The sequence below is a fragment of the Alteromonas gracilis genome (assembly GCF_002993325.1).
Lineage (GTDB): Bacteria > Pseudomonadota > Gammaproteobacteria > Enterobacterales > Alteromonadaceae > Alteromonas > Alteromonas gracilis.
This window is the reverse complement of record NZ_PVNO01000022.1, coordinates 17,677-42,039: the sequence shown is the minus strand read 5'-3', so window position 1 is coordinate 42,039 and position 24,363 is coordinate 17,677. Positions and strand designations below refer to the sequence as shown.

Sequence of the window (24,363 nt, the reverse complement as noted above, 5' to 3'; positions counted from 1 at the left end):
ACCTCTTTTGAACTAATCGTCTTTGGAAGTTGGGAATTCTACCTCTTTACCGTTGCTCAACAAAGCTTTGCACTGAACATCAGTGTTTTTCTGTGAAATTTTTAATACACCAATGGCGCAGCCGTTGAATAATCCACCATACCCCATGCTTGGTTCCCTTGCTTTTACAGACATATTTCTACGTCGGGTAAATACGTTGAGAGGGGACTTCGAGCGGTAAAGCACGCGGTTCAATCTATCTAACCATTTTATCAACCCATCGGGAAAAGCGTTTTTTAAACCGCTACACGTAAACTGAGTAATGTGAGGGCTATTGCGTCTAAAGCGCAGACGCACATCGTACACAAAAGAGTAGTGCACATCGCCAGAGAGAATAATGAACTCAGGCGGCGTTTTGTAATGCCTGAAAATATTTAGAATTACGTTAGCCGTACCTTTGTGGGCCATCCAGTTCTCAGCATCAACGGTGAGGGCTTTACCGAAAAAGGTAAACACTTTTTGAATAGCCTCAATGACTTTTACGCCATATATAGGTGCGGCCGAAACCACAATGACAGACTCTTTACCGATAATGGAATGCTGGAAATCACACAGAGCTTCCCAGTCCATCAGCCCTGACGGCTTGTTCATATTAGATTCTGAACGCCAGCGCTGTGTGCGTGTGTCTAACACTTCAATGGGAGGGGTTGTATCTATACGGTAATGCCACTGATCAAAGTCCAGCAACTCGTCAACAATCCCATTATGGGCGGCTAACCCTTGCTTATCCAACGATGCCTTTACCTTTTGAATTAGTGAAGTTACTTTTTCTGGCGCATTACCCCAGCCCTGACATAGCAAATAGCCGATAAGGGCGTTGCCAATCATACGTTTCGATAGGGGGTTACCATAGACCTCTTGTTCCCAACCTCGGGTTAAGTTCCAGTCGTCGGTCACGTCATGATCGTCAAAAATCATGTAGGTTGGAACGTGTGCTAACGCTCTACGCACTTGTAAAAGAGGTTTCACAAAGCCGGTAAGCGCTTCATTTTCTTTATCGAATATAGCGTTATACTTTTCTGGGATCCCATCTTTATCAATGACGATATCCGGCCATAGTGTGTCGGACCATACCAGTAAATACATAGCGATAATTTCAGCACTGCCTATTAAATGATTTTGGGCATTAACTGAAGTAAACACCGGCTTTTTCTTAGCTCCAAAGAAAATTGAAGATAGGACCGTATTGGTCGCAATTTGTGGCAGGAGCTGCTCTCGTTCATAAAAGCCGTGTTCGTGGGTTGCAAGATCACTGGTGTTGTTTACGACCGCTCCCTCAAGTGCTTCGTGATAAAGGCCTAAACGCGCAATTACACAATGTATGGCTTTAAGCATCGGTCCTGCAACGTCGTCAGCGTAGATCTGATCGCCTGTCATCAACAGTAAGTCAGGGAAACTTGCTTTTTCCTCAAACGCGATTTTGTGAAGATTATCTACCTGAACAAGTGCATCATCGCCATGAAAATGGGGCTTTCGACATGAGCCGTGCAAAATTGTTTCTGGGGTGCCAGTATAATGAAAGCTCAGACTAGCCTGATCTTTATAAAGCAAAGCGCGTTGCTCTTTTTCCCACGCATTTTGCTGTTGGTGATCATTAAAGATAAGTTTGTAGTTTATTCGTTCTCTGTCTTTAAATGACGTTGATGCAGAAAAGGTAACTAGATGAATAAACGCGTGCTTACCGACGCGTACGGTGTCGCTTTGACTGTCGCCAGCCAATACCGAATCACCATGAGATAAAGAGAGCGAAGGTGCGTCAGCGTTGCTGCTAACGAGCCACACATGACACGAGTTTGATGTCACTTTTCTAACTATTGGCCCTGCGATAACTTGGGGCAATTGCTGCGTAGAAATAACGCTCTCCTCTGACATAAATTGCGCGAAGCGCTAACAAAACTAACGTTTAAAAAGTGAGACACATTCTTAACATAATCAACATGGTGTTTCGCTTTCGATATAACTTTACTCTTTTTTGTGCATAAACGGTATGCTCGTTATACTCCCTTACAATTTTTTAGTAATAGGCCGTGTTGCTCTCTGCTTTAAAAATGCACAGTAAAGATCATCGCGCCTCAGTAGTCGCTCTCTTTCGCATGAAAGGAGATAGGAATTCAAAACATGTTTAAACACGTAACAAGTACGGTGATAATGACCATGCTGCTTAGTGCATGCAGTGAGCCGGCAGATGTGGTTATTACGCCTGAACCTAAGGACCTGACAGAAGTAGCGGTTGGTAAATGGATTGTGGATGAGAACGGTAACGTCATGTTCGACCCGCAGACATCAGGGCTGGTTGTAATGAACGACATGCTGGTTACCATTGCAGATGCTAGTGCTGATACAGCTCAACAGTTAAAGCTTCATCATATTTCGCCTGCTACTGCAATGTTGGTCTCGTCGAGTGAGCGTTTTTCATTTTCGCAAAATGTGCGAAGAAGTTGCTTTTATAACTACTTAAATGAAGAACCAGATTTAGAGGCATTAGCAGTAGACCCCAGGGATCCGAATGTAGTCTATACGGTCACCGAAGATGCAACTCGAACAGGAGCATTAAGTCCGCGGTGTGAAACTAAGTATGAGGATACTGGCTCTACTGATTATCCCACGTTACTCGTAAAGCTGACACGTAAAGACAATGGAGCTTTTGAGATGGCGGGCGTGCGGCCGTTGCAATTCCCTGTTGAATTTGAAGTGGGGAACTTTCCTAACGATGGGATAGAGGGCCTGACGATGGCTAATGACGGCACGTTATACTTAGCGTTGGAAAAAGATAAAGCAGCGCAACCTCGTATTTTTTCGTTAAATATTGATGATGATTTTTTTGCGTCGAAGGAGTTTGCAACAGTAGATGAGCCTGATTTACAGCTGCCATCATTTACGTCAGGAAATCATCCTCTCAATGGTTTAGCAATGTATACCCATTCAACGGGGGCGTCTTATTTATTTGGCGCAGCAAGAAACGATAACGAACTTTGGGTAATTGATACCAGCGGCAGTAAAGCCACCAAACGCATTCCCATCACTTTTGACGTGGCTAAAGACGAAAGCTGCGACCAATACACGATGGATAACGCGTCAATGGAAGGTTTAGTGTCAATTGACGACACTTTGTGGATTATCAACGACCCTTGGGAAAAAAATTATTTGAAAAATGCCACTTGCGATGCACACTTACGTCGCTATGAGGATTTAGCCCCTCTTCTATTTTCCCTTAAAATTAACGACGCGTGGTTTGAATAGTTTAAACGACGCTCACAAGAAAGGGTTGCCAAGCAACCCTTTTTTATTCCTGAACCATTCAGTCAGGCTCTGATTAGATAACTTTTCAATTACGCATCATTGCGAAGGCGTGAAGCAAAGGTCTTTTTAAACTTTGCGAGCTTAGGGGCAACAACCATTGAGCAATATTGGTTCTGTGGATTATTCTTAAAATAGTCCTGATGGTAATCTTCGGCGTCATAGTAATTGTTCACTTCTACAACCTCGGTCACAACAGGATCTGGCCAAATTTCATCTTCAGTAATTTCTGCAATAATCTTCTCTGCTTCCGCTTTTTGGGCGTCGTCGTGATAGAAAACTGCGCTTCGATACTGTGTGCCCACATCGTTTCCCTGCCTGTTTAGCTGGGTAGGATTATGCAGCGCGAAGAAAATTTCTAAAATTTCACGGTAGCTGATGCTATCTGCATCAAATGTTACTTGTACTACCTCAGCATGGCCCGTGTTACCCCCGCAAACTTCTTCATATGTAGGATCAGCTTTATGACCTCCCGCATAACCAGAAATTGCTTTTTCCACACCATCAACACTGTTAAAAGCTGATTCTATGCACCAAAAGCATCCGCCTGCTAAGGTTGCGACTTGTAAATTTGCCATAGTAAAACCTCTATTAATCTTTGAACCTAGTGTGGGTGCGAGCAGCCTGCAACACAAGTCATCCAAGCGTGTTTTTTTATCGTATAAACGAATATTAAATAAGAATAACGCAAAGCGGTCCAAAAAGATTTTAAGCTATTGGCACTTAGAGATAAGTGCTGGTCGCTGTGCGCACGCTTTCAGAAGCAAACGCACTTTCAGAAGCAAACGCACTGAAAACGAAGAGACACGCTCGGTTTAGCAGAGGTATTTTAACGTGATTATATTTTACGACGGCTATTGCCCACTTTGCATGGCCGAAATGAAACATTTAAGCAAACGAGACAAGCACAACAAATTGACGTTGGTAGACATTCAGTCTCCCGATTTCTCATCGAATTATCCTACATTAGATTGGGATGCCCTTAACGCCAGAATTCATGGTCTTCGCGACGATGGTACTTTGATAACAGGACTAGACGTGACTCATGAAGCGTGGAAGGCAGTAGGAATGGGTTGGCTTTATGCTCCGCTTCGCTGGCCGATTATTCGCTATTTTGCGGATGCATTCTACAATGTGTTTGCCAAACATAGGTACACTATTTCCTATTTACTGACGGGGAAAAAACGTCAATGTGATCGCTGCATTCCAGGAGACGCAAATGAAAAATAATGTGCTAATTGTAGGCGCCTCTGGTGGCATAGCCAGCGCACTTATTGAGCAATATCGCCTTAATGACGCGGCAGTTATTGCGGTTAGTCGAGCGCCTGCGTCTGAATTTACGCCAAAAGAAAACGTTACCTATCACCAGATAGCGCAACAAGATGATGCGCATATTGGCGCTTTCGTTAAAAAGTTAAACGAACAGGGTGTCGTGCTAAATACCGTTGTAATTACCACGGGTTTTTTGCATAACGAGGAAAAGGAAGTACACCCTGAAAAACGATTGGAAGACATCAGCGAACAGGCATTGTCAGCTTATTTTTTTACCAACAGCATTACGCCTGCACTGTGGCTTAAGCATCTCGTTAATATTGTTAGTAAAGAGGGGTCAACTCTTGTCTGTTTGAGTGCTCGGGTTGGTAGTATTTCCGACAACGGACTTGGCGGTTGGTACGGTTACCGGGCATCAAAAGCGGCGCTTAACATGTTCGTGAAAACCGCATCGGTTGAATATAAGCGCAGAGCAAAAGACGTTATGCTCGTTTGTTATCATCCTGGAACGGTGGATACGGGGCTGTCGAAGCCTTTTCAGAAAAACGTTGCTGCAAAGAAGCTATTCACGCCTGAATTTACCGCGAAACAGCTCATTACTCATGTTTCGAAGCTAGATCGAGACCAAGCTTGCCATTTTATCGACTGGAATGGTGAAGTGGTAACTTGGTGATACGCTCTTTCATCGTTTCAACAAGTTCAACATCAAGACTTTTTATTTCACTGCTGTTACCATGCTCTTTTGGGAATGGTGCAGCGTATTGATGAGCCCATAGAGGTAGCAATACAACGCGTTGACGCCACACGTGAGTCATAACAACAAACGCCATCCTGATAATAATTAATACCAGTTCGCGCGGTAAAATAAGTACAAATAAAACGTACACATAAATTATCAGCCCCGCGAATTGCTATAACAATAACTCAACAAGAGGAAGGGATATGAGCGGGGCCAGAGAACAGTTCGGATCGCGCATAGGTTTTATTTTGGCTGCTGCAGGTTCTGCGGTAGGCATTGGTAATTTAGTAGGTTTTCCTGTCGGTGCAGCTAAAAACGGTGGCGGTGCATTTTTATTGATGTACGCGATTTTTGTTTTTGCCATTTGTTTACCGGTTATGCTGGCTGAAATGTCAGTGGGGCGTCATGCTAGAAAAGACCCATTGGGTGCATACAGCGATATTAGCGACAATGAGAAAAAATGGAAGATTGCGGGCTGGTTAGCCATTGCTACCCCTTTTATGATCGCCGTTTTTTATATGGTAATTACCGTTTGGCTATTCGGTTACTTATTTGAAGCTGTAAGCGGCAACTTAGATAAACTCGCGGATCCTAATACGTTCGGAATGTTTATTAATTCCGAATCTATTTTCGCCTACATGGCCGTGGTTGTGGGCGTGGTATACCTCATATTGCAGGGTGGGGTAAAAGAGGGTATCGAAAAAGCGGCAAAGCTTCTTATGCCTGCGCTTTTCGTAATGCTAATAGGCTTAGTCATATTCGTACTTACGCAAGACAACGCAATGGCTGGCGTGACCTTCTACATTGTCCCAGAGTTTTCTAAAATAACAGCAGAAGTGGTTAATGGCGCGCTGTCTCAGGCATTTTTCTCCTTGTCCCTTGGTATGGGTATTCTTATCACTTACGGAAGTTATATCGATAAGCGAGCAGATGTACCAAGCGCTGCAAAGTTGGTGGCGTTAACTGATACTGCAGTTGCGTTCACGGCAGGTCTAATGATTTTGCCAGCTATTTTCTCTTTTAATCCTGATATCAATCCTGATGACTTAAGTGAATCGTCAGTAGGAATGATATTTACTTACCTACCTAGTATTTTCTTGGCGTTGCAGGATTCTATTGGATATATCGGCGCATCGATTGTCGCAAGCTTGTTCTTCTTACTTGTATTCTTTGCTGCTATTACTTCACTCGTCTCTATTTTTGAGGTGCCGGTGGCTGCATTAATGGACGAGAAAGGCGTTAGCCGTAAATGGGCGCTCGGCTCTCTTGGCAGCATTATGATTATTCTGGCAATATTGAGTGCGCTATCTTTTGGTAAAGTTGAAATGCTCACGTCATTTATGCATTACGCCGGTGCCGATAAATCCTTGTTTGACGTAATTTACGACGTATTCTACGACACAATTTTACCGCTTAATGGCCTGTTAATTTGCTTGTTTGTTATTTACCGTTGGAAAAGCGCGAACTTTAATGCCTCGCTTGAAGAAGGAAGCGAAGGCTATAAAGGAAGTTGGTTTGAGAAGTACGTAGACGTGTCTTTGAAAACCTTCATACCGCTAATATTGCTCGTGATTTTTGTTAACACCGTTGCGGTTAAATACTTTGGGTTAAGTCTCTTCGGTTAAACGTAATTGCAAAATAAAAACGGCGAGTTTGGAAACAAACTTGCCGTTTTTTTTTGCTTTAAAACATGCTGTAGGGGTCACTGTACTGTGGCGAAACACCAAGCTGCTCCCAGCTCTTGTGGGCATCAATAACTTTCCCTGAGGGGGAGTTCTCAGTATCCGCAAAGTAGGGCGGTTCAATGTTCAACGCTTTTGAGGCATCAATATAGTAAACCCCTCGCTTTGGATGGGACAAGCTACATAAATGCAATATGCCGTTAATTGGCGCACTACCAATAATTTTTTTAAGTGCTTCCACAACATCGTGAATGTGGACAAGATTAACTCTCTTATTACCTGCATCTAGCTCCCGGCCGCTAAGTGAACGTGCGGGGTGACGGTCGGGACCAACAAGGCCGGCTAGTCGAAGAATGCTAACGTCAATTTGGTCTCGTTTTGCAAGCAAATAGTTCTCGATAGCAACATGCGCTTTTGCTGATTCTGTTTGAGGAGCCGTAGCGCTGGTTTCATTTATCAATTCATTAGTGCTATCTCCGTACACCGATGTAGTACTAACAAACACGATATGACGAACGCCAGCACTCAACGCTGCATCTATAAGTGCAGTCATATTGGCAGTGAACGTTTCTAAGTGTGTGCTTTTTCGACCCGGCGGTACATTGAGTAATAGCGTCGCATTTGATAAGTGACGGCATACTACTTCAGGATCATCGCCTAGTGTGTATTCAACACCTTCAATGCCTTGGTCTTTTAATGCTAAACATTTTTCGTGACTCCGGGTGGTTCCAATAATATTAACATCGCCCGCCAGTGCCTTACCGACGTATCCTGCTAACCATCCATAGCCGGTAATTACTAAATTCTGTGTCATTGTCTACATACCTTTTCTGTCAACGCGCCCTAGGTTATACCAGTCCGCATAGATAAGTACCCACTCAGCGAGTAATAATCTATGCGGATTGGTGTTACATCAATTTACTTAAACTATGTTTGTATACTATAGGGAATCGGTGGGTACTGTGCAGTACAAGGTGCTATTGGAATGAGATATTTTTATAAGGCGAGCGTTGTGAACAATGCCTAGTGGGAATTTGAAAGGGTAACAGCCATTCCTGCATTCCCACGCTTCGCTAGGAAACTTGCCAGCGCCTTCCGTGTGGGCAATTATCTATGCGGATTGCTATCAAATAAAAAGCTGGCTATGTGTATGACACATAACCAGCAGAGTGCTTTTAGCTATCAAGTGATAAAGCGATTACATTTTCATTTCTGAATGAGGGTCGATGTCCAGCAAATTCAGCCCATCAAGACCAGAAATAGAGGCCTGCATTTTGCCTTCAGCATAGTCGGCTTTTTTGAGTACTTCGCACAGGGCATCACCTTTTTCTTCTAACGACGCCGCTTGACTTTCTAAACGATACTCTAGGTCTTCACCCCAACGTTCCATCTTCTCTTCGAATTCAGACATATCGCCGCCTTCCCAAAGCATTTGAGTCCCAACAGCGATCAAAATTCGGCCCATAGATTCGCTAATCAAAGACTCTATTTGCGTTTCAAACTCTTGCTCCCAGCTTTCGTCAAACCAACCAGGTTCATCAAATTTGGTGGAATCGACGCGGATATTACCCGCGTCATCATAAAATGAGGTTTGCAATTTCGCATCTAGTGAATCAAATAACTCGCGAAAATCATCGCCCATCTGATCACCACCTAACAACTCAGTAAACACTTCCGTTACGGCTACGTTAGCAATTTTCAATCCCTCACTCGCAATGGTAAGCGTCATAGGAATTGCGGTATCTATGTTGTTGTAATAATCGCTAACCCATTTCTGTTGCTCACGGTCTAGAGAGACGGGTTCACCATTGATCTTTAGATTGTGCTTGGCGTCAATTTCCATCACCGAACCATTGTCCATGGTTACGGTTAGGTTGCCTTGGTAGTACTGAATGTGACCATCAAGTTCCATGTCACAATTATTGGTTTGAAAGCTCTTGTCATGAGCAAAGGCGTGTCCACTGATTAAAGCGCTGGTAACGGCAACTGAAAGTAATAATTTCTTAGACATTGGTTATTCCTTAATTCACTCGTGACAAGATTGTATTTGTACAAAACGTAGCCTTGTTCTGTCACTGATTTACTAAAGCTACAAAATGATGTTCTTTGCACTGAATAGAGCAATGCCCTTGCCAAGATTAAATTTCTTTATTTTTCATTGCTTTATGTGTTGTCAAAGCCTTTGCTAGCTTTGTGTTTATTAACTATTTGGTGAATATAATAATAAATTAGCAATTTTGACTAAGATCAATTTTTGGTTCACGGTAGTGTATTAAAACCAATCCAGCATGTTCAAAACTGAATTATTGGTGCATAATACCGCCAATTATTTTAAGGGGTTATCACAATGGCTGATTGGATTAATGCAATTATGTTTGGTGTTGCGCTAATTGCCTTTACGCTAGGGCTAAGCAGCATCGTTATGGGCTTAATGACTGCTAAAGCAGGTGCTGAAGGTATGCAGGAAAAAATCGAGTACGGTTTTTTTGGCGTTACAGGTTTAGTAGTGTGCTCACTGATGGCCTATGCCTTGGCGTAAACATTAAGTGTTATAAAAAACCGGCATTTGTGCCGGTTTTTTTTCGCGTATTATTTGGCTTAGGTATTCAAGCCTTCGTGTTTTGCTCTGCTAGCTTCTGACTATGCGCTTACTTTGAGAATGAATTGCGCTATTGACCTTCATTACGAGGGGAATCGTTGCTTCCCTCATCGTTTTGACTGTCGCGAGCATTACGCTCTTCGTGTTCCGTCGTATCATGCTTGTACACACTCTGTTCACGGCTTGCCAAAAGTGAGAGATGTCCGTCTCTTTGATAAGCACGCAGGTCGAATAGGTCGAGCATCGCCATTACGTGGTCAAAAATATCAGCCTGTACTTTTTCATACTTCACCCATTCCTTTTCTGCGCTAAAGCAATAAATTTCTAGGGGAAGGCCAAGTTCATTCGGGGGTAATTGTCTAACCATCAAGGTTAGCTCTTGATTAATATTAGGGTGCTTGCGTAAATAAGCTTCCAGATAAGCCCTAAAGGTGCCAATGTTCGTCAGGCGACGGCTATTTAGTAAGTCAGACTCATCAATAGAGTAATCTCTGTGGTAAGCACGCAGCTCGTTTTTCTTTTTATCAATGTATTCGTTGATATAGCGAATCTTTGAAAAACGCTCCAGCATATCGTTGTCGCAGAGCTTGATCGAATGCACATCGATAAAAATGGCGCGCTTAATCCTGCGTCCACCCGATTCCTGCATTCCACGCCAGTTCTTCACTGCCTCTGTAGTAAGACTATAGGTAGGCAATGTCGAAATAGTTTTGTCCCAGTTTTGTACCTTAACGTTCGTTAATCCTATCTCAAGAATTTCACCATCTACTTCATACTTGGGCATTGCAATCCAATCGCCGGTATTGAACATACGGTTGGCCGCAATTTGAATGCCAGCAACAAAGCCCAAAATCGTGTCTCTGAAAATTAATAGCAATACCGCAGCAATGGCGGTTAGACCAGACACAATGAGCAGAGGGCTTCTATCTACAATCAACGAAATACTGAGAAGTATGGTGATAATAGCGAAAGCTAGCTTTGTAACCTGAATGAACCCTGTAATGGGCGCTCTTCGTGAAAAGGCAGACGCATTGTAAACGTCTTCTACGGTACTCAGCATTGCGTAGAGGGCCAGCAAACCGCTGTACAACATATAAAGCTGGGCACTTTTAATAACCATGCCATGCATGACGGCTTCGCCATCAATTAAAACCGGTGTGGTGACATAAATAAACAGCGCAGGGAAAAGATGCATTAAACGCCTAAAAAAGCCGTGCTCTTGAAGTGCGTTATCCCACTTGTTATTCGATTTATATACCCAATTAGCAATTTGAGGACGCACCAACAATCGCGCGATAACATAAATAAGCGCTGCGATAATCAGAATAGACCCAAGCGCTATCACGCTATATAAAGGGTCCTCTGTTGTTAAATTTGGAAAAACGTCGTTTACCAAATTGATAAAGTGATCGCGTACTGATGCACTGACTTCCATTAACTAGGACTCCAACAGTTTCTTTATACGATTATCTTTATTTTCCCATAGACCGTTTAACCAGTTTTGAAAATAAAGACGAAATTCAGACTCTGTGCGTTCTGACTGCTGTTGTAACTCAGGAACCGGCGTAACGTTCACATCTATGACAATCTTCGTCATTCTGCCGCTTAACATTGCCATCATAGGATGGCGCTTGTTCTCGGGATAAAGTAATGAGATATCTAAAACGTTAGTGAAAAGCTCACCCATAGCCGACAAGGCAAAGGAAACGCCGCCAGCTTTCGGGGGCAGTAAATTCTTGTACGGGCTTTGTTTGGAAAGGTGTTTTTGAGGCGTGAACCGCGTTCCTTCAACAAAATTGATTACCGTAGTAGGCACAGTTCTAAATTTCTCACAGTAGGCTTTGGTCGTTTCCAGATCTTTGCCTCTTTTTTCAGGATATTTTTCTAGGTAAGCCCGAGTGTATCTGTGCATAAATGGCATATCCAAAGCCCAGGCACCCAGCCCTACAAAGGGTAACCAAATAAGCTCTTTCTTTAGAAAGAATTTAGGAGCGGGGATGCGGTGGGTGGCAAACTCAATCAGTAAAATGATATCTAAATAACTCAAATGATTTGCAATAATCAAATACCAACTACTTTTAGATAGCTCACCGTGAACAGAACACTGAATATCTACGTTGTTAAACAGCCTGATTAACAGAACACTTATACGGCCAAAGCTAAACATCAGCGCATGCATGACCTTGTTCCAAGCTGTTCTGATTTTTCCGTTAGGCAGCAGAAGCTTTACCAAGCCTAGCAATATTATAAGTCCACCCCAAAAGGCGAGGTTTAGAATTTGCAGTGTGGTGTGTAAAACAAAAATAAATGGAGCAAGTACTACACGAATCATAATGGCTTCTGAGTTGCGTTAAGTGAATCTAACAGTTGGTCTTTGGCGTGCCAACGTTCGTTTAGCCACGTTTGAAAACGGGCGCGAACTTCGGGGTCGTCAAAATAATTCTCATTGAAAATGCCGTTTTCCATAATTTCTTTGATTGGCATTACGTTTATATTCACGCGAATATTGCGGACCTTGCCGCTTACAAAGTCCCAGAACGAGGGTACGCCGTTCGGGTAGTCAATAGTAACATCAATCAGCTTATGCAGATTATCACCCATTGCAGATAGTACAAAAGCAACGCCACCTGCCTTGGGCTTGAGTAAGTGAGCAAAAGGCGAGTTTTGCTTATCATGTTTTGCCTGAGTGTAGCGAGTACCTTCTACAAAATTCATGATACTTACCGGCTTGTTACGAAACTTTTCACACGCTTTACGCGTGGTTTCCATATCTTTGCCTTTTAAATGCGGGTTTTTGGCTAAGAATGATTTTGAGTAACGTCGCATAAAGGGGAAGTCAAGTGCCCACCAAGCCAGACCTAAAATAGGGACGTAAATAAGCTCTTTTTTGAGGAAAAACTTTAGAAACGGTATCTTTCTGTTGAAAACACGTTGAAGAACTAAGATATCGACCCAAGATTGATGGTTAGCAATAACGAGATACCAACCATCTCGGGTTAATTTTTCTAGTCCGTTTACCGTCCAATTTGTGCGGCCACTTATACGCTGGTTGATATTATTTACACCAATCCACGCAGTTGCGCATGCATCTGCCAAATAGGAAGTGAATCGTCGCCAAGGCGCGATGGGTATAAGTTTAAAAACCGCCAGTATAAAGATAGGCGTTGACCATATAACTGTGTTTAAGAAATAGCAGATGACCGAAATAGTGCCAACAATATGATGCAGCAGTGCTTTTACCATTGTACTTACCTCAAAAATTAGGCGCTTAGTGTAAACGAACTTGATCTAAAATCCGATAGAGCCTTTACTGATTCCACGATAAAGGTGCAAATTTACGAATTTAAGGAGCTGTAATGGAGCTTATTGGCGAAAATAGAGCATTCGGCGGGCGTCATTTACGCTACACGCATAAAGCTGAAACAACACAGTGCGATATGACCTTCGCAATCTTTCTTCCCCCGTTTGCCTCAAAGGATAAGCCGGTTCCGGTACTTTATTGGCTATCAGGGCTGACTTGTACCGACCAGAATTTTATGCAGAAAGCGGGCGCGATGAAATTGGCGGCCGAGCTTGGAATGGCGATTGTTGCGCCAGATACTTCGCCGCGTGGAGAGGGTGTACCTGACGACGAAGAGGGCGCCTACGATTTTGGCCTTGGCGCTGGATTTTACGTTAATGCAACGCAGTCGCCATGGAACACGCATTACAATATGTACAGTTATATCGTTGACGAACTTCCTGCGTTAATAGAAAACGAATTCCCCGTCACCAAAGAACGGGCCATCAGTGGGCATTCCATGGGGGGGCATGGCGCACTAGTCATCGGAATGCGCAATCCGAATAAATTTGTTTCAGTTTCTGCTTTTAGTCCTATTGCTAACCCTTGTGACTGCCCTTGGGGTCGAAAAGCATTGGGCCGATACTTAGGCGATGACAAAGAAGCGTGGAAAGAGTATGACGCTTCTTTGCTTTTAGCGAGCAAAACGCACAATATTCCTCTTTTGGTTGAACAGGGCACCAAAGATGAGTTTTTGCACGAGCAGTTGAAACCCCAGGCGCTAGTACACGCAGCCCAACAGTCAGAGACGCAGTTAACGCTTAACATGCATGAAGGTTATGATCATAGTTACTTCTTTATTGCTTCATTTATTGAAGAGCACTTGGAGTTTCACGCGGGGCATATGGGCTTGATTTAAAGCTTCAGGCACCATAAAAACAAAAAACCGACATTAGCTCGTAAAAGCTGATGTCGGCCTTGTTAGCAAATATCGAAAATATAAATTCGTTCTCAGGAAATTATCTTAACTTTTTTGCGGACGACACGAACTCTGAAATAGCCACAGGGCGTTGATACAAATAACCTTGCCCATACGTGCAGTCATGACTTTTTAAAAACTCTTGCTGCTGTTTTGTCTCTATTCCTTCGGCGATAATCTTAATATTTAAATTGTGCGCCAAACTTAAAATAGCTTGCACGATAGCTTGGTCTTCCGTGTTTTCTTCAAGTTCACTAACAAATGAGCGATCAATTTTAAGCTCATCAATAGGTAGCTTTTTCAGATAGACTAATGAACTAAAGCCCGTACCGAAGTCATCAATTGATACCGTTATTCCCATATCGCGAAGTTCGTTTAACAGTATCGACACCGAGTCTAAACTTTCTACAAAAACGCTCTCGGTAAGTTCGATAGATAGACTGGACCCAGATAATTTATGATCGTCAAGAGCGTTCTTTATCTGCGTTAACAGCGCCAGATCTGTAACTTGTCGTCCTGAAATATTAATTGCTAAACGAATGTCTAAATTTGCCGCTTTAATGGCTTCAATAGCTTCACACGCTTCATTAATAAGCCACTCACCAAAGGCAAATATAAGATCGCTTTTTTCGGCAAGAGGAATAAATACGTCAGGAGGAATGAACTCGCCGCTTGATGTTTTCCACCTTGCTAGCGCTTCACACTTAATAATTTTTCCGGTGGCCAAATTGACGATTGGTTGTAGGAAAAGGGTTAACTCGTTACCTTCAATCGCCTTTCGAAGTTGGCGCTCGAGTTCATTAGAAGCATTGTGTTGCTTGTGTAATGCTTCGCTATAGATAAGTACGTTGTTGCGGCCTTGATATTTTGCAGCCTGTAATGCGATATCGGCGCACTGAAGCAGAGACTCAGCAGAATTGCAATCGCTGGGAAAATTAGCAATACCCACGTTTACGCCTAAATGGGGTTCACTCCCATTAAGTACATTATAAGTTTGTGTTAATTTCTTTATGAGTTCTTCTGCGTAGTCTTCGCTGGTGTGCCCTCTAAACGTATCACTGCGTTTAACAAGCGCAAATTCGTTACTGCCAATTCTGGCGATAAACCCGTTATTACCCACGTAGCTTTGAAGGCGAAGTGCAAAGGTCTTGAGGATCTCATCACCAGACTGATAGCTAAGCGATTCGTTGATTTTCTTAAAGCCACAAATATCAATGAGAAACAGTTTAAATGCACTTTGCTCATTAACTGAGCGTTTAACCGTATCAATAAATAAATTGCGGTTGGCCACTTTTGTTAATGAATCCATCCCACTGGCAATAAGAGCGCCCTCTCCATTGCCGTGAATATGCGTAATATCAGTGAGTAAATAGACCCAGTGAGTAAGTTGGTCACCCTGCAACACCGGATGGATAGTAACTTGTAGCCAAACCTTGTACTCATCCACAGGTTGCCAAAAAAGTTCTCCTTGCCAGGGTGTTTTCTTCTCTACTAATGCAGGTAGAAATGTGGGTGGTGCGCCGATGTCTTTTATTAGCTCGCTTATGCGAATGGAACTTGGCGTTGAACTGTTGCAATAAAGAAGCCTGTGAGACGCTTTGTTGTCGAGCACCAAAGCTCCATCATTATCGAGAATAACTACGCCTGTGTCTAAATCGTGAATAGCTTGTTGAATCGGGGGAACGAGTTTCTGTAATCGCGTATTTTTACGCAGCACGTTATTTAATTTATGCCTTATATATTCATGCTGCCCAACGATTTCATGGTGGCTCAGCAGCAACTCCCTCGCGGCTTGTAGCGTTCTTCGCTTTTCGTCGAACTGTTCTTCGACGTTCTTTACGACTAGGTAACGCGCTCCAGACTCGCTATTAATCGCTAATGCTTCTAGGCGGAGTAGATGGCTTCCATTTTGCTCAGTCCAGAAACCAGAGGAAAGGCTAAACGAATTGCAGCCCTTCCACACCTCATTAGCGTCTAGAAAAAAATCGTCTAAGAAAATAGAAGGTATATGCTGTTTTTCGAGATTATTGTTAGCATCGAGCGTAACTACTTGGGAAAGCCATGGTAGTTCCGGTGTTAGACATTCAAGCTCATGGGAGTCTGTGTATTTAAACAAAGCACAGTTTGTAATCCCTAGTGCATTTAATAAATGGATGTCCATGGAGTTCTCCTACCAAAATGCAATTGTGTTAAATAAGCTCTCTACATTTTCACCGGTTTTCGCGCTAGTTTTGGTCAGTAACGCAAATTTTTGAGAATAGCTGTCTAACTCGTCCTCACTCCAATGCCAGCTAGTGGGTAAGTCAGTCTTGTTAATCACGAAAAAAGCAGGGATATCAGGATAATGCTCTTTTGCCAGTTCAAGAATTTCCATGCCTTCAGTTAGCGATTGTGAACGTGTTTGATCAACTACGACGATATAGGCGCTAGCACCTCTTAGGTAGCGGGGATTAAACCCACAATATCTGTCTATACCCTCTAAATCCCAGATCAGAAGCTGTATCCCACGGCCTTCTTTGTTGACTTGTTTTTTGTCTATTTTTACACCAATCGTTGTCTTGTACTTCTCGGAGAAAATACCTTCGACAAACTGCTTTATGAGGCTTGTTTTACCAACCCCTGTAGGTCCTAAAATACACACTTTTTTCTGTATCACTGAGATGTTTCCTTACTACAGTGCACTGGATATTAATACGTTTAACATAACCGAACGTCCCATTGATGGATTTTGTAACGGCAGCTCTCCTAGACTTACTGGAATGAGAACGCTGCTTTCAACACCGAGCGAGATTAGTGAATTAACAACATTTTCAGCTCTCTTTTGGCTCAATTCACGATTTCGTGCACTTGAGCCAGAATTATCGCTGGCGCCCATCACAACAATGCTAACTATTGTATTTGTCTTCTTAGCTACAGACAGGAGTTGTTTTACATCATTTGCTAATATTTCTAACTTTGCTAACTGTACTTCAGAAAGCGCCTCTTGGTTAGTAGCAAAAAGTACACTTTGTGAAGAAACTTTATTAACCAAACGGGTCAGAGCGACTTTTTGAAGCGCGGCATTATCGATTTCATACTCTGCTTTAATACTAAGTGGTGACGTATCTACCTCTAAACTTGAAATACCAGGGAGGTTATTTATTTTTTGCGTAAGGTTTATGGCTGTGGAGGCAAAAACATCACCCAAGACAATCCACTTATTGTCATTCTGTTTATCGAGGGAAATAGTTTCGTGCTCGCTCAACGGGTAATCTCGAATGAGTTTTTCTAGTTTGCGTTCTACTATACTCGGTTTGAGTGAAACAAACGGCTCCTCGCTTACTATAATGCGAGAGAGGTCGATGTCGCTGTCGCTAAACCATTTTTCAATGTTATCTGCGGCAGGATCTCGAAGAATTTTAGCGTGTACTTTGCCATTTGATATGTAAGCATCAGTGACGACTACCCCTGGTGGCGGGGAGAGTTCATGCAAGTCGCTTTTCAAAATGCTGAGGGATAATCGCAAGAACGAAAGCGTACACAACGCAATGAGAACGACAAGTAGGAGAGCTGCGCCAACAAGCCGCTTTGATTTCTTTCCTTCTCCCTCTTTCTTTTCACTAACCAGGCAGTCGGCAAGTATAGTCTCGCAACCATCAAATGCAGCGTTGTCGCCTTCATAGTTAATGAGCGGTTGCTGATAAAATCTGTGAAAGTCTTCTAGCGCTTGCTGGAGCTTACCGCGAACTTCTGGAGGGATGCTTCCAGTGACGGCAGCGACGAGCAATGCCTGAGGGCCAATTTTGATAAGCAGGGTAAAATCTTCGGTTTTAATTTCACCCAGTTCGTTTTCTGGTTCATTGCTGCTTACGCCAAAAGCATCAGCAACGAAGTCATTGATGGCAACCAGCATAGATGAGATTAAGTCTGCATCTTTTTCTTTTTCGGGATCTGCGGAAATACTGTGAAGCAGCGTGCCGGTCTCGCGGTGAATAACAAGAAGCTGCTGCACTTGATATTGGTATATTTGCGCGGCGACATACTCGGAATACTTTATTCCTGACTGCCAGGCTTTAAAGCGCCAAGAAATGCTCTTTGGACTCAAGCTGTTTTCAATTAACGCGTTGGTTCGCTCTACAAATTCGACCAGAAAAGCGGACACTGCTTTTCTTACAAGCGCACCGACAAGTGGATAAAGCGTACCAACGATTTTTTCGCTGTTTGCTTCGATAGAGCGATTTAACGACTTTTCAACAAGAGGAACGAGTACTTTATTGACAGAACCGTCTTTGGACTCCCGCTCCAACAATGCTTCGGACACAACATTGCTCACGAAACCTTTTGCATCGTGGTCTAATTTTTCTCGAACAAATTTGTCGTCCCGCCCAATAAGTAATTCTCTAACTTTTTCTAGAGAATTGTCCGTAAACTCAGACGGCGGCACCTTATCAGTCATTAATTAATGATCGGTTGCGAGATTGGTAGCCATGGTAGAAAGTAAATTCGCCAGCGTTTTTCTATCGGTTTTACTTTCTGAAAGGTCGCTCGTTACCTGCTGTAATTTTTCTAGCAGCTCTTGATGACGTTTACTAAACAAATTATCTAACGACTCAAGCTCTTTCACCACGTGCGCTTCTAATGCATCGTTGTCATTTTTTGCTGCTGCTTCGGCGATTTCCAGCTCACTTTGTAATTTATCAGTAGTGTTTTGAAGCTGCTCTTGAACGTTGCTATGATTGTCGTTCGCACTAGCTAGCTGATTAGATAATTCACTGATCTGGTCATCGATAAGTTTACGAATATCGTTAAATTGATTATCAAGGTGCGCGTTCAGCTTCGTAAAACTATCGTTTACCCGTGACTCTAGGGCAGAAAGATCTGCGCGGAAAGCACGGTTTGTTTGACCAAATAAAATTTCTCTTAGTTGACCAAGTTCGTCTGTTGGTTGAGGCGCGCTTTCAGTTGGGTTACCGTCCTGTACGTGCTGTTCCATCTGCTTCTTGTCCGCCATAACATGTCTCCGAGGGGGGCAGTGCTATCGCATACTTACGCTATCGCGCTGCATTCACATTTTCGTATGTGCTAATAATTATGATTATAGCTTTATACAATAGCCTCTAATTGCAAACATTGAAATACGCTAAAAGCATAATAATGATAATAAATAAGACGAAAAGTATCTTTTTTTCAGCGAGTTGTGAGAATGGGGGGAGAACGAAAACTTAAGAGAAACTAGCGCCTCTTAGTGACAATCTTTTTCATTCGTTTAAATGTACGGAGCTCGACATTGTTTTTTTATTGAACATAGGTACTATACGCCGCTCGCGCTAATTTGCGACTCGTTAAGTAACAATTGTTCCTGAGGTCTTTGCTGTGTCTATCACATCGTTAAATCGTAAATTCTCTGTCGCTCCAATGCTGGATTGGACAGACCGCCACTGCCGCTATTTCCTGCGTTTGATGTCTAAGCATACGCTGCTTTACACAGAAATGGTGACAACAGGTGCGATCATTTACGGTAAAGGTGATTATTTAGGGTACAACAAAGAAGAGCATCCAATCGCCGTGCAGCTTGGCGGAAGTGATCCGTCTGATATGGCCAAGTGTGCTGAGTTATCTCAAGAGCGCGGTTACGATGAAGTCAATATCAACGTAGGTTGTCCAAGTGATAGGGTAAAAAACGGCAGCTTTGGTGCTTGTTTAATGGCCCAGCCAGAGGTAGTTGCAAGCAGCGTTAAAGCTATGCAGGCAGCGGTAGATATTCCCGTTACGGTAAAATGCCGCATCGGTATTGATGATATGGATGAAGATGAAGACTTCGCCCGCTTCATTGATATTGTTGCTGATGCTGGATGCGATACATTTATTGTTCATGCGAGAAAGGCGTGGCTGCAAGGTCTAAGCCCAAAAGAAAATCGCGAAATCCCGCCGTTGAACTACCCGCGGGTTCACAGATTGAAACAAGCGCGTCCTGAATTATCTATCAGTATCAATGGTGGTATTAAAACGCTTGCAGAAACCCAGCAACAGCTAGAATTTGTCGATGGTGTCATGGTGGGGCGTGAGGTTTACGGCAACCCCTATATTATGTCCTCCGTTGATAGAGACATATTCGATGATAGCAGTGCACAGAGTTTGTCTCGTCGTGAGATAGTACTTCAAATGCAGCAGTATATTGAACGCCAAGAAGACCCGTATTTTAAACCTTGGCATGCTGCGCGTCACATTCTAGGGCTTTATCAGGGCCAAGCAGGTGGACGTATCTGGCGTAGATACTTAAGCCAGAATGGTACGGGTAAAAATCCTGACCCTAACTTACTTCTCAACGCATTAGACGCAGTAGAAAATGCGCAAAGGGAAGTGAATGAATACAATAGTCAAAAAGACTAATAAAGTAGTCTGTTTGACTAAAGTTTAATATTTGTTCAGTCCCATTCAAATCCGCTTTAGCTCGTGATATTTAACTAAAGCTTTATTTATCATTGGCTTATTGTTGAATTGGGGAGTTGGCACAGCTCTCGCAATCCTCTAGATATCGCAACAACAGCGTGTTGTTGCACTGACTAGATTTAGAGGGATAACATGAAAACTTCACTTATTGCAGCAACCATTTTGACAGCAAGCATGACAAGTAGCGTAGCAAATGCAGAGGAGTCAGTGCTTCAATCGTTTGTCACTAATATGGTTTCAAATGTGGTAGCTACCACGACTTATGAAATTAAAGCTGATGTATATCAAGCGGTGGCAAATGCAGCCTATCATTTTGAACTAAGCCCTACAGAGGCGCGTTCGAATGCAAAGGTCAGCGTGACTGATCTGGTGGCTAGTACACCGTCTGATGAAGACGTTTCTGAGAAAGATGCAGACTAAAAGTATATAAGTTTTGAAAAGCGCCAAGAGGCGCTTTTTTTGTGCCTGTATCAACGAAAAACTCGATTTAGAAGGTGTGTTTTTAAAGTGGTCTAATTTACAAATACGTTGGTTAAATTCGCTAATAAATTGTATTCAGCTAAATAGAATAAACACGAATTCGTTAGGTGATTTTAAAAAAACATTACAAAACAGTTGGTTAAATAAATGGCACAACGATTGTAATAGTTAAGGTGTTGATAAGAACTCAGTCGGCGGTAACCAGCAGCGAGTTTGTCGGAAAGAGCGCTGGAAACCAACACACTATTTTTAACGGAGAAATAATCATGGGTATGTTTTCACGCATTAACGATATTGTTCAAGCAAACATCAACGCGATGTTAGATAAAGCTGAAGATCCTGAAAAAATCATTCGTTTGATTATTCAAGAAATGGAAGAAACCCTAGTTGAAGTTCGCACTGACGCGGCGCGCTTTATAGCTCAGCAGAAAACGCTAGCACGTCAAATCGCGTCAGCAAACAAAGAAGTGGAAGGTTGGCAGCACAAAGCACAAATTGCAATGAACAATGATAAAGAGTCATTAGCAAAAGCGGCTCTGATAGAGAAGCAAAAATATGTGTCTAAACTTGCCTCTCTTGAAGAGCAGGAAGCGCACCTTGCAGAAAGTATCGAAAAGATTCAAGGCGACACTGCTCGTTTGAACAGTAAGTTGGCGGAAGCAAAAGCGAAACAAAAAACGTTAGTTCAGCGTAAATACTCAGCGCAAACCCGTCTTAAAGTTAAGCAAGCTGATCACGAAGGCAAAATTGATGATGCGATGATGCGTTTTGAAAGCTATGAGCAACGTATTGAGCATCTAGAAGCACAAGTGGATTCATATGATTTAACTAAGTCAACGGAAGCTGCATCACTGCAAGCTGAGTTCGAAGCGATGGAAGCAGATGAAGCCATCGAGAAAGAACTCGCTGAGCTTAAAAAGAAGAAGGTCGCTTAAGCGACCTCGAATTCTGCTTGCCCATATTGTTGATATCGAAAGCTAAAATTTTTGGAGAAGATGATGAAATTACCATCGCAAAAACGAATTTATAGAGACCTTGATTCTGGAATTATCTCTGGTGTGTGTGCAGGTGTTGCACGTTATTTTGATATAGATGCAGTATGGGTAAGAGCAGCGGCGGTAGCGGGTTTATTCATCGCTACACCTATTACGCTGGTGGCCTATGTTGCCGCGGTTATCTTGTTGCCGAGATTAGTGTAATGAAAAACTTTCTGATTGCGCTGGTGATAGCCATCGTTCTGGTGAACTGCCTTGGTAGTTTAGTGGATAGCTGGTTGGGTATGCACTTAATTATGTCGGATGAACTACTAAGTCCCTGGGAAAATGTAGCGGTATTATCATTAATCGGTGTGGCACTCGCCATTGTAGGTTTTGTGGTTGCTGTAAGTGTAATAGGTACAATTCTACTTGCACTGGGTGCTGGGTTCTTAGCGCTTCTGGTTATGGGTGTGAGTGCTTTTTGGCCAATTATACTCATCGTTATCGCACTATATGCATTGAAAAACAGAAACTCTGCAGCGTATAAGCAGCAAAATGAGCGAAACATGCACCATACTTTATAACTAATATAATTAAGTTTAAATTGTGTTAACGTAGTAAAAGATGGTGATATAACAGTACCGTCATAAAGGTTTCGCATTTTTCACATAGTATTAATAATTACAAATAGCTGACTGCAGTCGGCTATTTGTTATTTAAAAGGAAGGTTGGTGTTTATATGAGACAATCAATTAACTCAAAACGGATAGCGATTGTCGCTGTGGTGATTGTACTATTGTTCTGGCTTATTGGATGGTACTGGAGTCTTTCTCCTGATACGTTCGATGTTAGAAAGCGTCTTGAGCAAAACTCTTCAGTAGAAAATCCCACGAACATTGCCGGTTACACGTTAACGTCTACAATGATTGACGTGTCGCAAACATTACTCGATAAGCCTGGCGGGTATCTTTCTAACGACATTACTCCTCCAGGGATTTTTCTAGACAACATGCCAGCCTGGGAGTTTGGTGCATTGGAAATGGTGCGCGACCTTGCGCTTTCAATGCGCAAAGACTTTAGCCGTTCGCAGTCCCAATCTATCGAGAACCCTTACCTTACTAAAGCCCATCCTAAATTCAACATGGATCATAAAAGTTGGGCTTTACCGTCTTCTGAATCGAGCTACTCTGAAGGTATAGAGCTGCTGATAAAATACAGAGACGAGCTTGCGGTTACACGCAATTCTGACAGTCAGTTTTACACCCGCGCAGATAATTTGCGAGAGTGGTTAAAGCAAGTAGAAAAACGACTAGGTAGCTATTCACAAAGACTAAGCGCCAGCGTAGGATCGGCCCGACTGAATACGGATTTAGCCGGCGACTCAAATGCTAAGCAGTCGTCACCCGTTGCCAGTCAGCGCGTAGTGAAAACCAGCTGGTGGAAATTGGATGATAATTTTTATGAAGCGCGCGGTGCTACGTGGGCTTTGCTACACTTTCTCAAAGCGGTAGAAATTGAATTTTATGATGTGCTTGAAGACAAGAATGCATTGGTAAGTCTTCAGCAGATAATCAGAGAGCTGGAGGCTACCCAACAGTCTGTTTTCAGCCCCATGATTTTAAATGGTAGCGGTTTCGGTATGTTAGCAAATCATTCACTTGTTATGGCTAACTATATTTCACGCGCAAACGCTGCTTTAATTGAACTTTCAGAACTTCTTAATCAAGGATAATTAATGAAAAAGGGTCTTATAGCTGCCGCATTGGGATGCGCATTATTTTCTATTTCATCTCAAGCAGACACTATTGCAGGCGTTTATGTTGGTGCACAAGTATGGCAGACCGATACGCAAGGTGGTTTTGCTGACACCAACAATACTGCTGATTTTAATTTTGATGATGAAACCAATACAGCGCTATACATTGCCTTCGAGCATCCCGTTCCTTTTTTGCCGAACGTAAAGGTTAATCACACTACGCTGGACAATTCTGGTACAACAACGCTTGATGCGAACTTCACTTTTGATGATCAGTTATTTACACAAAGTGCTGTGGTTAATACTGATATTGAGCTTGATGCCACCGATTTTATTTTATATTACGAGTTATTTGATAACGATTTAGTTAGCTTTGACCTTGGTGTGAACGCCAAGTACATCGATGGGGCATTGTTTGTTGTTGATACCGCTAGCAATACCAGTGGCTCTGCAGAGTTTTCGGGTATTGTTCCTATGGCCTATTCCAAAGTACAGCTTGGTTTACCTTTCACGGGGTTATCAGCGTATTTTGAAGGAAGCTATTTATCATTCGATGACCATGAACTAAGTGATTACCAAGCAGCTATTCAATATTCTTTCATTGAAAGCTTAGCCGTTGATATGACGCTACAGGTCGGTTACAGAAATGTAACGGTTGATATTGAAGACCTTGACGATGTGTACGCAGATATGGAGTTTGATGGCGTGTTTGCTGGTCTAGAGCTGCATTTCTAAGCGCCAGTAAGCGAATTTAAAAGGCGTGATTGCGTTGGCATATCGCGCCTTTTTTGTATCTACAGCTTGCAGCTAACCCCACTTATTACTAAATCATGT

25 protein-coding genes are annotated in these 24,363 nt (G+C 42.7%); 13 read left to right on the top strand and 12 right to left on the bottom strand.

What is annotated here, in order from left to right:
- Nucleotides 1-12: 12 nt before the first annotated feature.
- Complete coding sequence (locus C6Y39_RS05740) at nucleotides 13-1,878, bottom strand: metallophosphoesterase family protein (RefSeq protein WP_105930441.1); 1,866 nt, start codon at nucleotides 1,876-1,878, stop codon at nucleotides 13-15.
- Nucleotides 1,879-2,157: 279 nt separating this feature from the next.
- Here C6Y39_RS05740 and C6Y39_RS05735 point away from each other — a divergent pair, with 279 nt between their 5' ends.
- On the top strand, nucleotides 2,158-3,279 hold the full coding sequence (locus C6Y39_RS05735) for a hypothetical protein (RefSeq protein ID WP_105930347.1): 1,122 nt from the start codon (nucleotides 2,158-2,160) through the stop codon (nucleotides 3,277-3,279).
- 89 nt (nucleotides 3,280-3,368) lie between these two features.
- Here C6Y39_RS05735 and msrA read toward each other — a convergent pair whose 3' ends face one another.
- Nucleotides 3,369-3,914, bottom strand: coding sequence for a peptide-methionine (S)-S-oxide reductase MsrA (gene msrA / locus C6Y39_RS05730; protein WP_105930346.1), 546 nt, complete (start codon nucleotides 3,912-3,914; stop codon nucleotides 3,369-3,371).
- Between the two features lie 256 nt (nucleotides 3,915-4,170).
- Here msrA and C6Y39_RS05725 point away from each other — a divergent pair, with 256 nt between their 5' ends.
- A complete protein-coding gene (locus C6Y39_RS05725) occupies nucleotides 4,171-4,566 on the top strand; it encodes a thiol-disulfide oxidoreductase DCC family protein (RefSeq protein ID WP_105930345.1) in 396 nt (131 codons plus the stop codon).
- On the top strand, nucleotides 4,556-5,281 hold the full coding sequence (locus C6Y39_RS05720; protein WP_105930344.1) for an SDR family NAD(P)-dependent oxidoreductase: 726 nt from the start codon (nucleotides 4,556-4,558) through the stop codon (nucleotides 5,279-5,281). The genes C6Y39_RS05725 and C6Y39_RS05720 overlap by 11 nt, the downstream gene beginning before the upstream one ends.
- Here the strand turns inward: C6Y39_RS05720 and C6Y39_RS18730 are convergent.
- A complete protein-coding gene (locus C6Y39_RS18730; RefSeq protein ID WP_159120398.1) occupies nucleotides 5,247-5,423 on the bottom strand; it encodes a hypothetical protein in 177 nt (58 codons plus the stop codon). The two genes, C6Y39_RS05720 and C6Y39_RS18730, sit on opposite strands and share 35 nt — an antisense overlap.
- 127 nt (nucleotides 5,424-5,550) lie before the next feature.
- Between C6Y39_RS18730 and C6Y39_RS05710 the strand changes: the two genes are divergently transcribed.
- Nucleotides 5,551-6,972, top strand: coding sequence for a sodium-dependent transporter (locus C6Y39_RS05710; protein ID WP_105930342.1), 1,422 nt, complete (start codon nucleotides 5,551-5,553; stop codon nucleotides 6,970-6,972).
- A gap of 58 nt (nucleotides 6,973-7,030) precedes the next feature.
- Here the strand turns inward: C6Y39_RS05710 and C6Y39_RS05705 are convergent, their stop codons facing one another.
- Nucleotides 7,031-7,843, bottom strand: coding sequence for an NAD-dependent epimerase/dehydratase family protein (locus C6Y39_RS05705; RefSeq protein WP_105930341.1), 813 nt, complete (start codon nucleotides 7,841-7,843; stop codon nucleotides 7,031-7,033).
- Nucleotides 7,844-8,227: 384 nt separating this feature from the next.
- Nucleotides 8,228-9,040: a DUF2884 family protein gene (locus C6Y39_RS05700; protein WP_105930340.1), complete on the bottom strand. Its 813-nt coding sequence runs from the start codon at nucleotides 9,038-9,040 to the stop codon at nucleotides 8,228-8,230.
- A 336-nt stretch (nucleotides 9,041-9,376) separates the two neighbouring features.
- Between C6Y39_RS05700 and C6Y39_RS05695 the strand changes: the two genes are divergently transcribed.
- Nucleotides 9,377-9,568: a hypothetical protein gene (locus tag C6Y39_RS05695; RefSeq protein WP_105930339.1), complete on the top strand. Its 192-nt coding sequence runs from the start codon at nucleotides 9,377-9,379 to the stop codon at nucleotides 9,566-9,568.
- 130 nt (nucleotides 9,569-9,698) lie between these two features.
- Here C6Y39_RS05695 and C6Y39_RS05690 read toward each other — a convergent pair whose 3' ends face one another.
- The 3 genes from C6Y39_RS05690 to C6Y39_RS05680 are packed head-to-tail and all read right to left on the bottom strand — an operon-like array spanning nucleotide 9,699 to nucleotide 12,871.
- On the bottom strand, nucleotides 9,699-11,063 hold the full coding sequence (locus tag C6Y39_RS05690; protein ID WP_240618819.1) for a mechanosensitive ion channel family protein: 1,365 nt from the start codon (nucleotides 11,061-11,063) through the stop codon (nucleotides 9,699-9,701).
- Nucleotides 11,064-11,066: 3 nt separating this feature from the next.
- Nucleotides 11,067-11,960, bottom strand: coding sequence for an acyltransferase (locus C6Y39_RS05685; protein ID WP_105930338.1), 894 nt, complete (start codon nucleotides 11,958-11,960; stop codon nucleotides 11,067-11,069).
- Nucleotides 11,957-12,871 carry an acyltransferase gene (locus tag C6Y39_RS05680; protein ID WP_105930337.1) on the bottom strand — a complete coding sequence of 305 codons (915 nt, stop codon included), beginning with the start codon at nucleotides 12,869-12,871 and terminating at the stop codon, nucleotides 11,957-11,959. The genes C6Y39_RS05685 and C6Y39_RS05680 overlap by 4 nt, the downstream gene beginning before the upstream one ends.
- A 113-nt stretch (nucleotides 12,872-12,984) precedes the next feature.
- Here C6Y39_RS05680 and fghA point away from each other — a divergent pair, with 113 nt between their 5' ends.
- The gene (gene fghA / locus C6Y39_RS05675) at nucleotides 12,985-13,827 is read left to right on the top strand and encodes an S-formylglutathione hydrolase (RefSeq protein ID WP_105930336.1); all 843 of its coding nucleotides are present in this window, start codon (nucleotides 12,985-12,987) and stop codon (nucleotides 13,825-13,827) included.
- Nucleotides 13,828-13,927: 100 nt separating this feature from the next.
- Here fghA and C6Y39_RS05670 read toward each other — a convergent pair whose 3' ends face one another.
- The 4 genes from C6Y39_RS05670 to C6Y39_RS05655 are packed head-to-tail and all read right to left on the bottom strand — an operon-like array spanning nucleotide 13,928 to nucleotide 18,877.
- Nucleotides 13,928-16,048, bottom strand: coding sequence for a putative bifunctional diguanylate cyclase/phosphodiesterase (locus tag C6Y39_RS05670; RefSeq protein WP_105930335.1), 2,121 nt, complete (start codon nucleotides 16,046-16,048; stop codon nucleotides 13,928-13,930).
- A 9-nt stretch (nucleotides 16,049-16,057) separates the two neighbouring features.
- Complete coding sequence (locus C6Y39_RS05665) at nucleotides 16,058-16,543, bottom strand: Rab family GTPase (protein ID WP_105930334.1); 486 nt, start codon at nucleotides 16,541-16,543, stop codon at nucleotides 16,058-16,060.
- A 15-nt stretch (nucleotides 16,544-16,558) separates the two neighbouring features.
- A complete protein-coding gene (locus tag C6Y39_RS05660; RefSeq protein ID WP_105930333.1) occupies nucleotides 16,559-18,322 on the bottom strand; it encodes an OmpA family protein in 1,764 nt (587 codons plus the stop codon).
- A gap of 3 nt (nucleotides 18,323-18,325) precedes the next feature.
- Nucleotides 18,326-18,877, bottom strand: a complete 552-nt coding sequence (locus C6Y39_RS05655) for a hypothetical protein (RefSeq protein ID WP_105930332.1) — start codon at nucleotides 18,875-18,877, stop codon at nucleotides 18,326-18,328.
- Nucleotides 18,878-19,239: 362 nt separating this feature from the next.
- Here C6Y39_RS05655 and dusA point away from each other — a divergent pair, with 362 nt between their 5' ends.
- The 7 genes from dusA to C6Y39_RS05620 all read left to right on the top strand — a co-directional run bounded on the left by dusA (nucleotide 19,240) and on the right by C6Y39_RS05620 (nucleotide 24,264).
- Nucleotides 19,240-20,256: a tRNA dihydrouridine(20/20a) synthase DusA gene (dusA, locus tag C6Y39_RS05650; RefSeq protein WP_105930331.1), complete on the top strand. Its 1,017-nt coding sequence runs from the start codon at nucleotides 19,240-19,242 to the stop codon at nucleotides 20,254-20,256.
- Nucleotides 20,257-20,448: 192 nt separating this feature from the next.
- Nucleotides 20,449-20,736 carry a hypothetical protein gene (locus C6Y39_RS05645; protein ID WP_105930330.1) on the top strand — a complete coding sequence of 96 codons (288 nt, stop codon included), beginning with the start codon at nucleotides 20,449-20,451 and terminating at the stop codon, nucleotides 20,734-20,736.
- A gap of 326 nt (nucleotides 20,737-21,062) precedes the next feature.
- Complete coding sequence (gene pspA / locus C6Y39_RS05640) at nucleotides 21,063-21,731, top strand: phage shock protein PspA (RefSeq protein ID WP_105930329.1); 669 nt, start codon at nucleotides 21,063-21,065, stop codon at nucleotides 21,729-21,731.
- 63 nt (nucleotides 21,732-21,794) lie between these two features.
- A complete protein-coding gene (locus tag C6Y39_RS05635; protein WP_105930440.1) occupies nucleotides 21,795-21,995 on the top strand; it encodes a PspC domain-containing protein in 201 nt (66 codons plus the stop codon).
- Nucleotides 21,995-22,357, top strand: coding sequence for a hypothetical protein (locus tag C6Y39_RS05630; RefSeq protein ID WP_105930328.1), 363 nt, complete (start codon nucleotides 21,995-21,997; stop codon nucleotides 22,355-22,357). The genes C6Y39_RS05635 and C6Y39_RS05630 overlap by 1 nt, the downstream gene beginning before the upstream one ends.
- Before the next feature lie 155 nt (nucleotides 22,358-22,512).
- Entirely contained in the window at nucleotides 22,513-23,505 is a 993-nt protein-coding gene (locus tag C6Y39_RS05625; protein WP_105930327.1) for a DUF2333 family protein, read from the top strand.
- Nucleotides 23,506-23,508: 3 nt separating this feature from the next.
- Nucleotides 23,509-24,264 carry a TIGR04219 family outer membrane beta-barrel protein gene (locus C6Y39_RS05620; RefSeq protein WP_105930326.1) on the top strand — a complete coding sequence of 252 codons (756 nt, stop codon included), beginning with the start codon at nucleotides 23,509-23,511 and terminating at the stop codon, nucleotides 24,262-24,264.
- The last annotated feature ends 99 nt before the right edge of the window (nucleotides 24,265-24,363 follow it).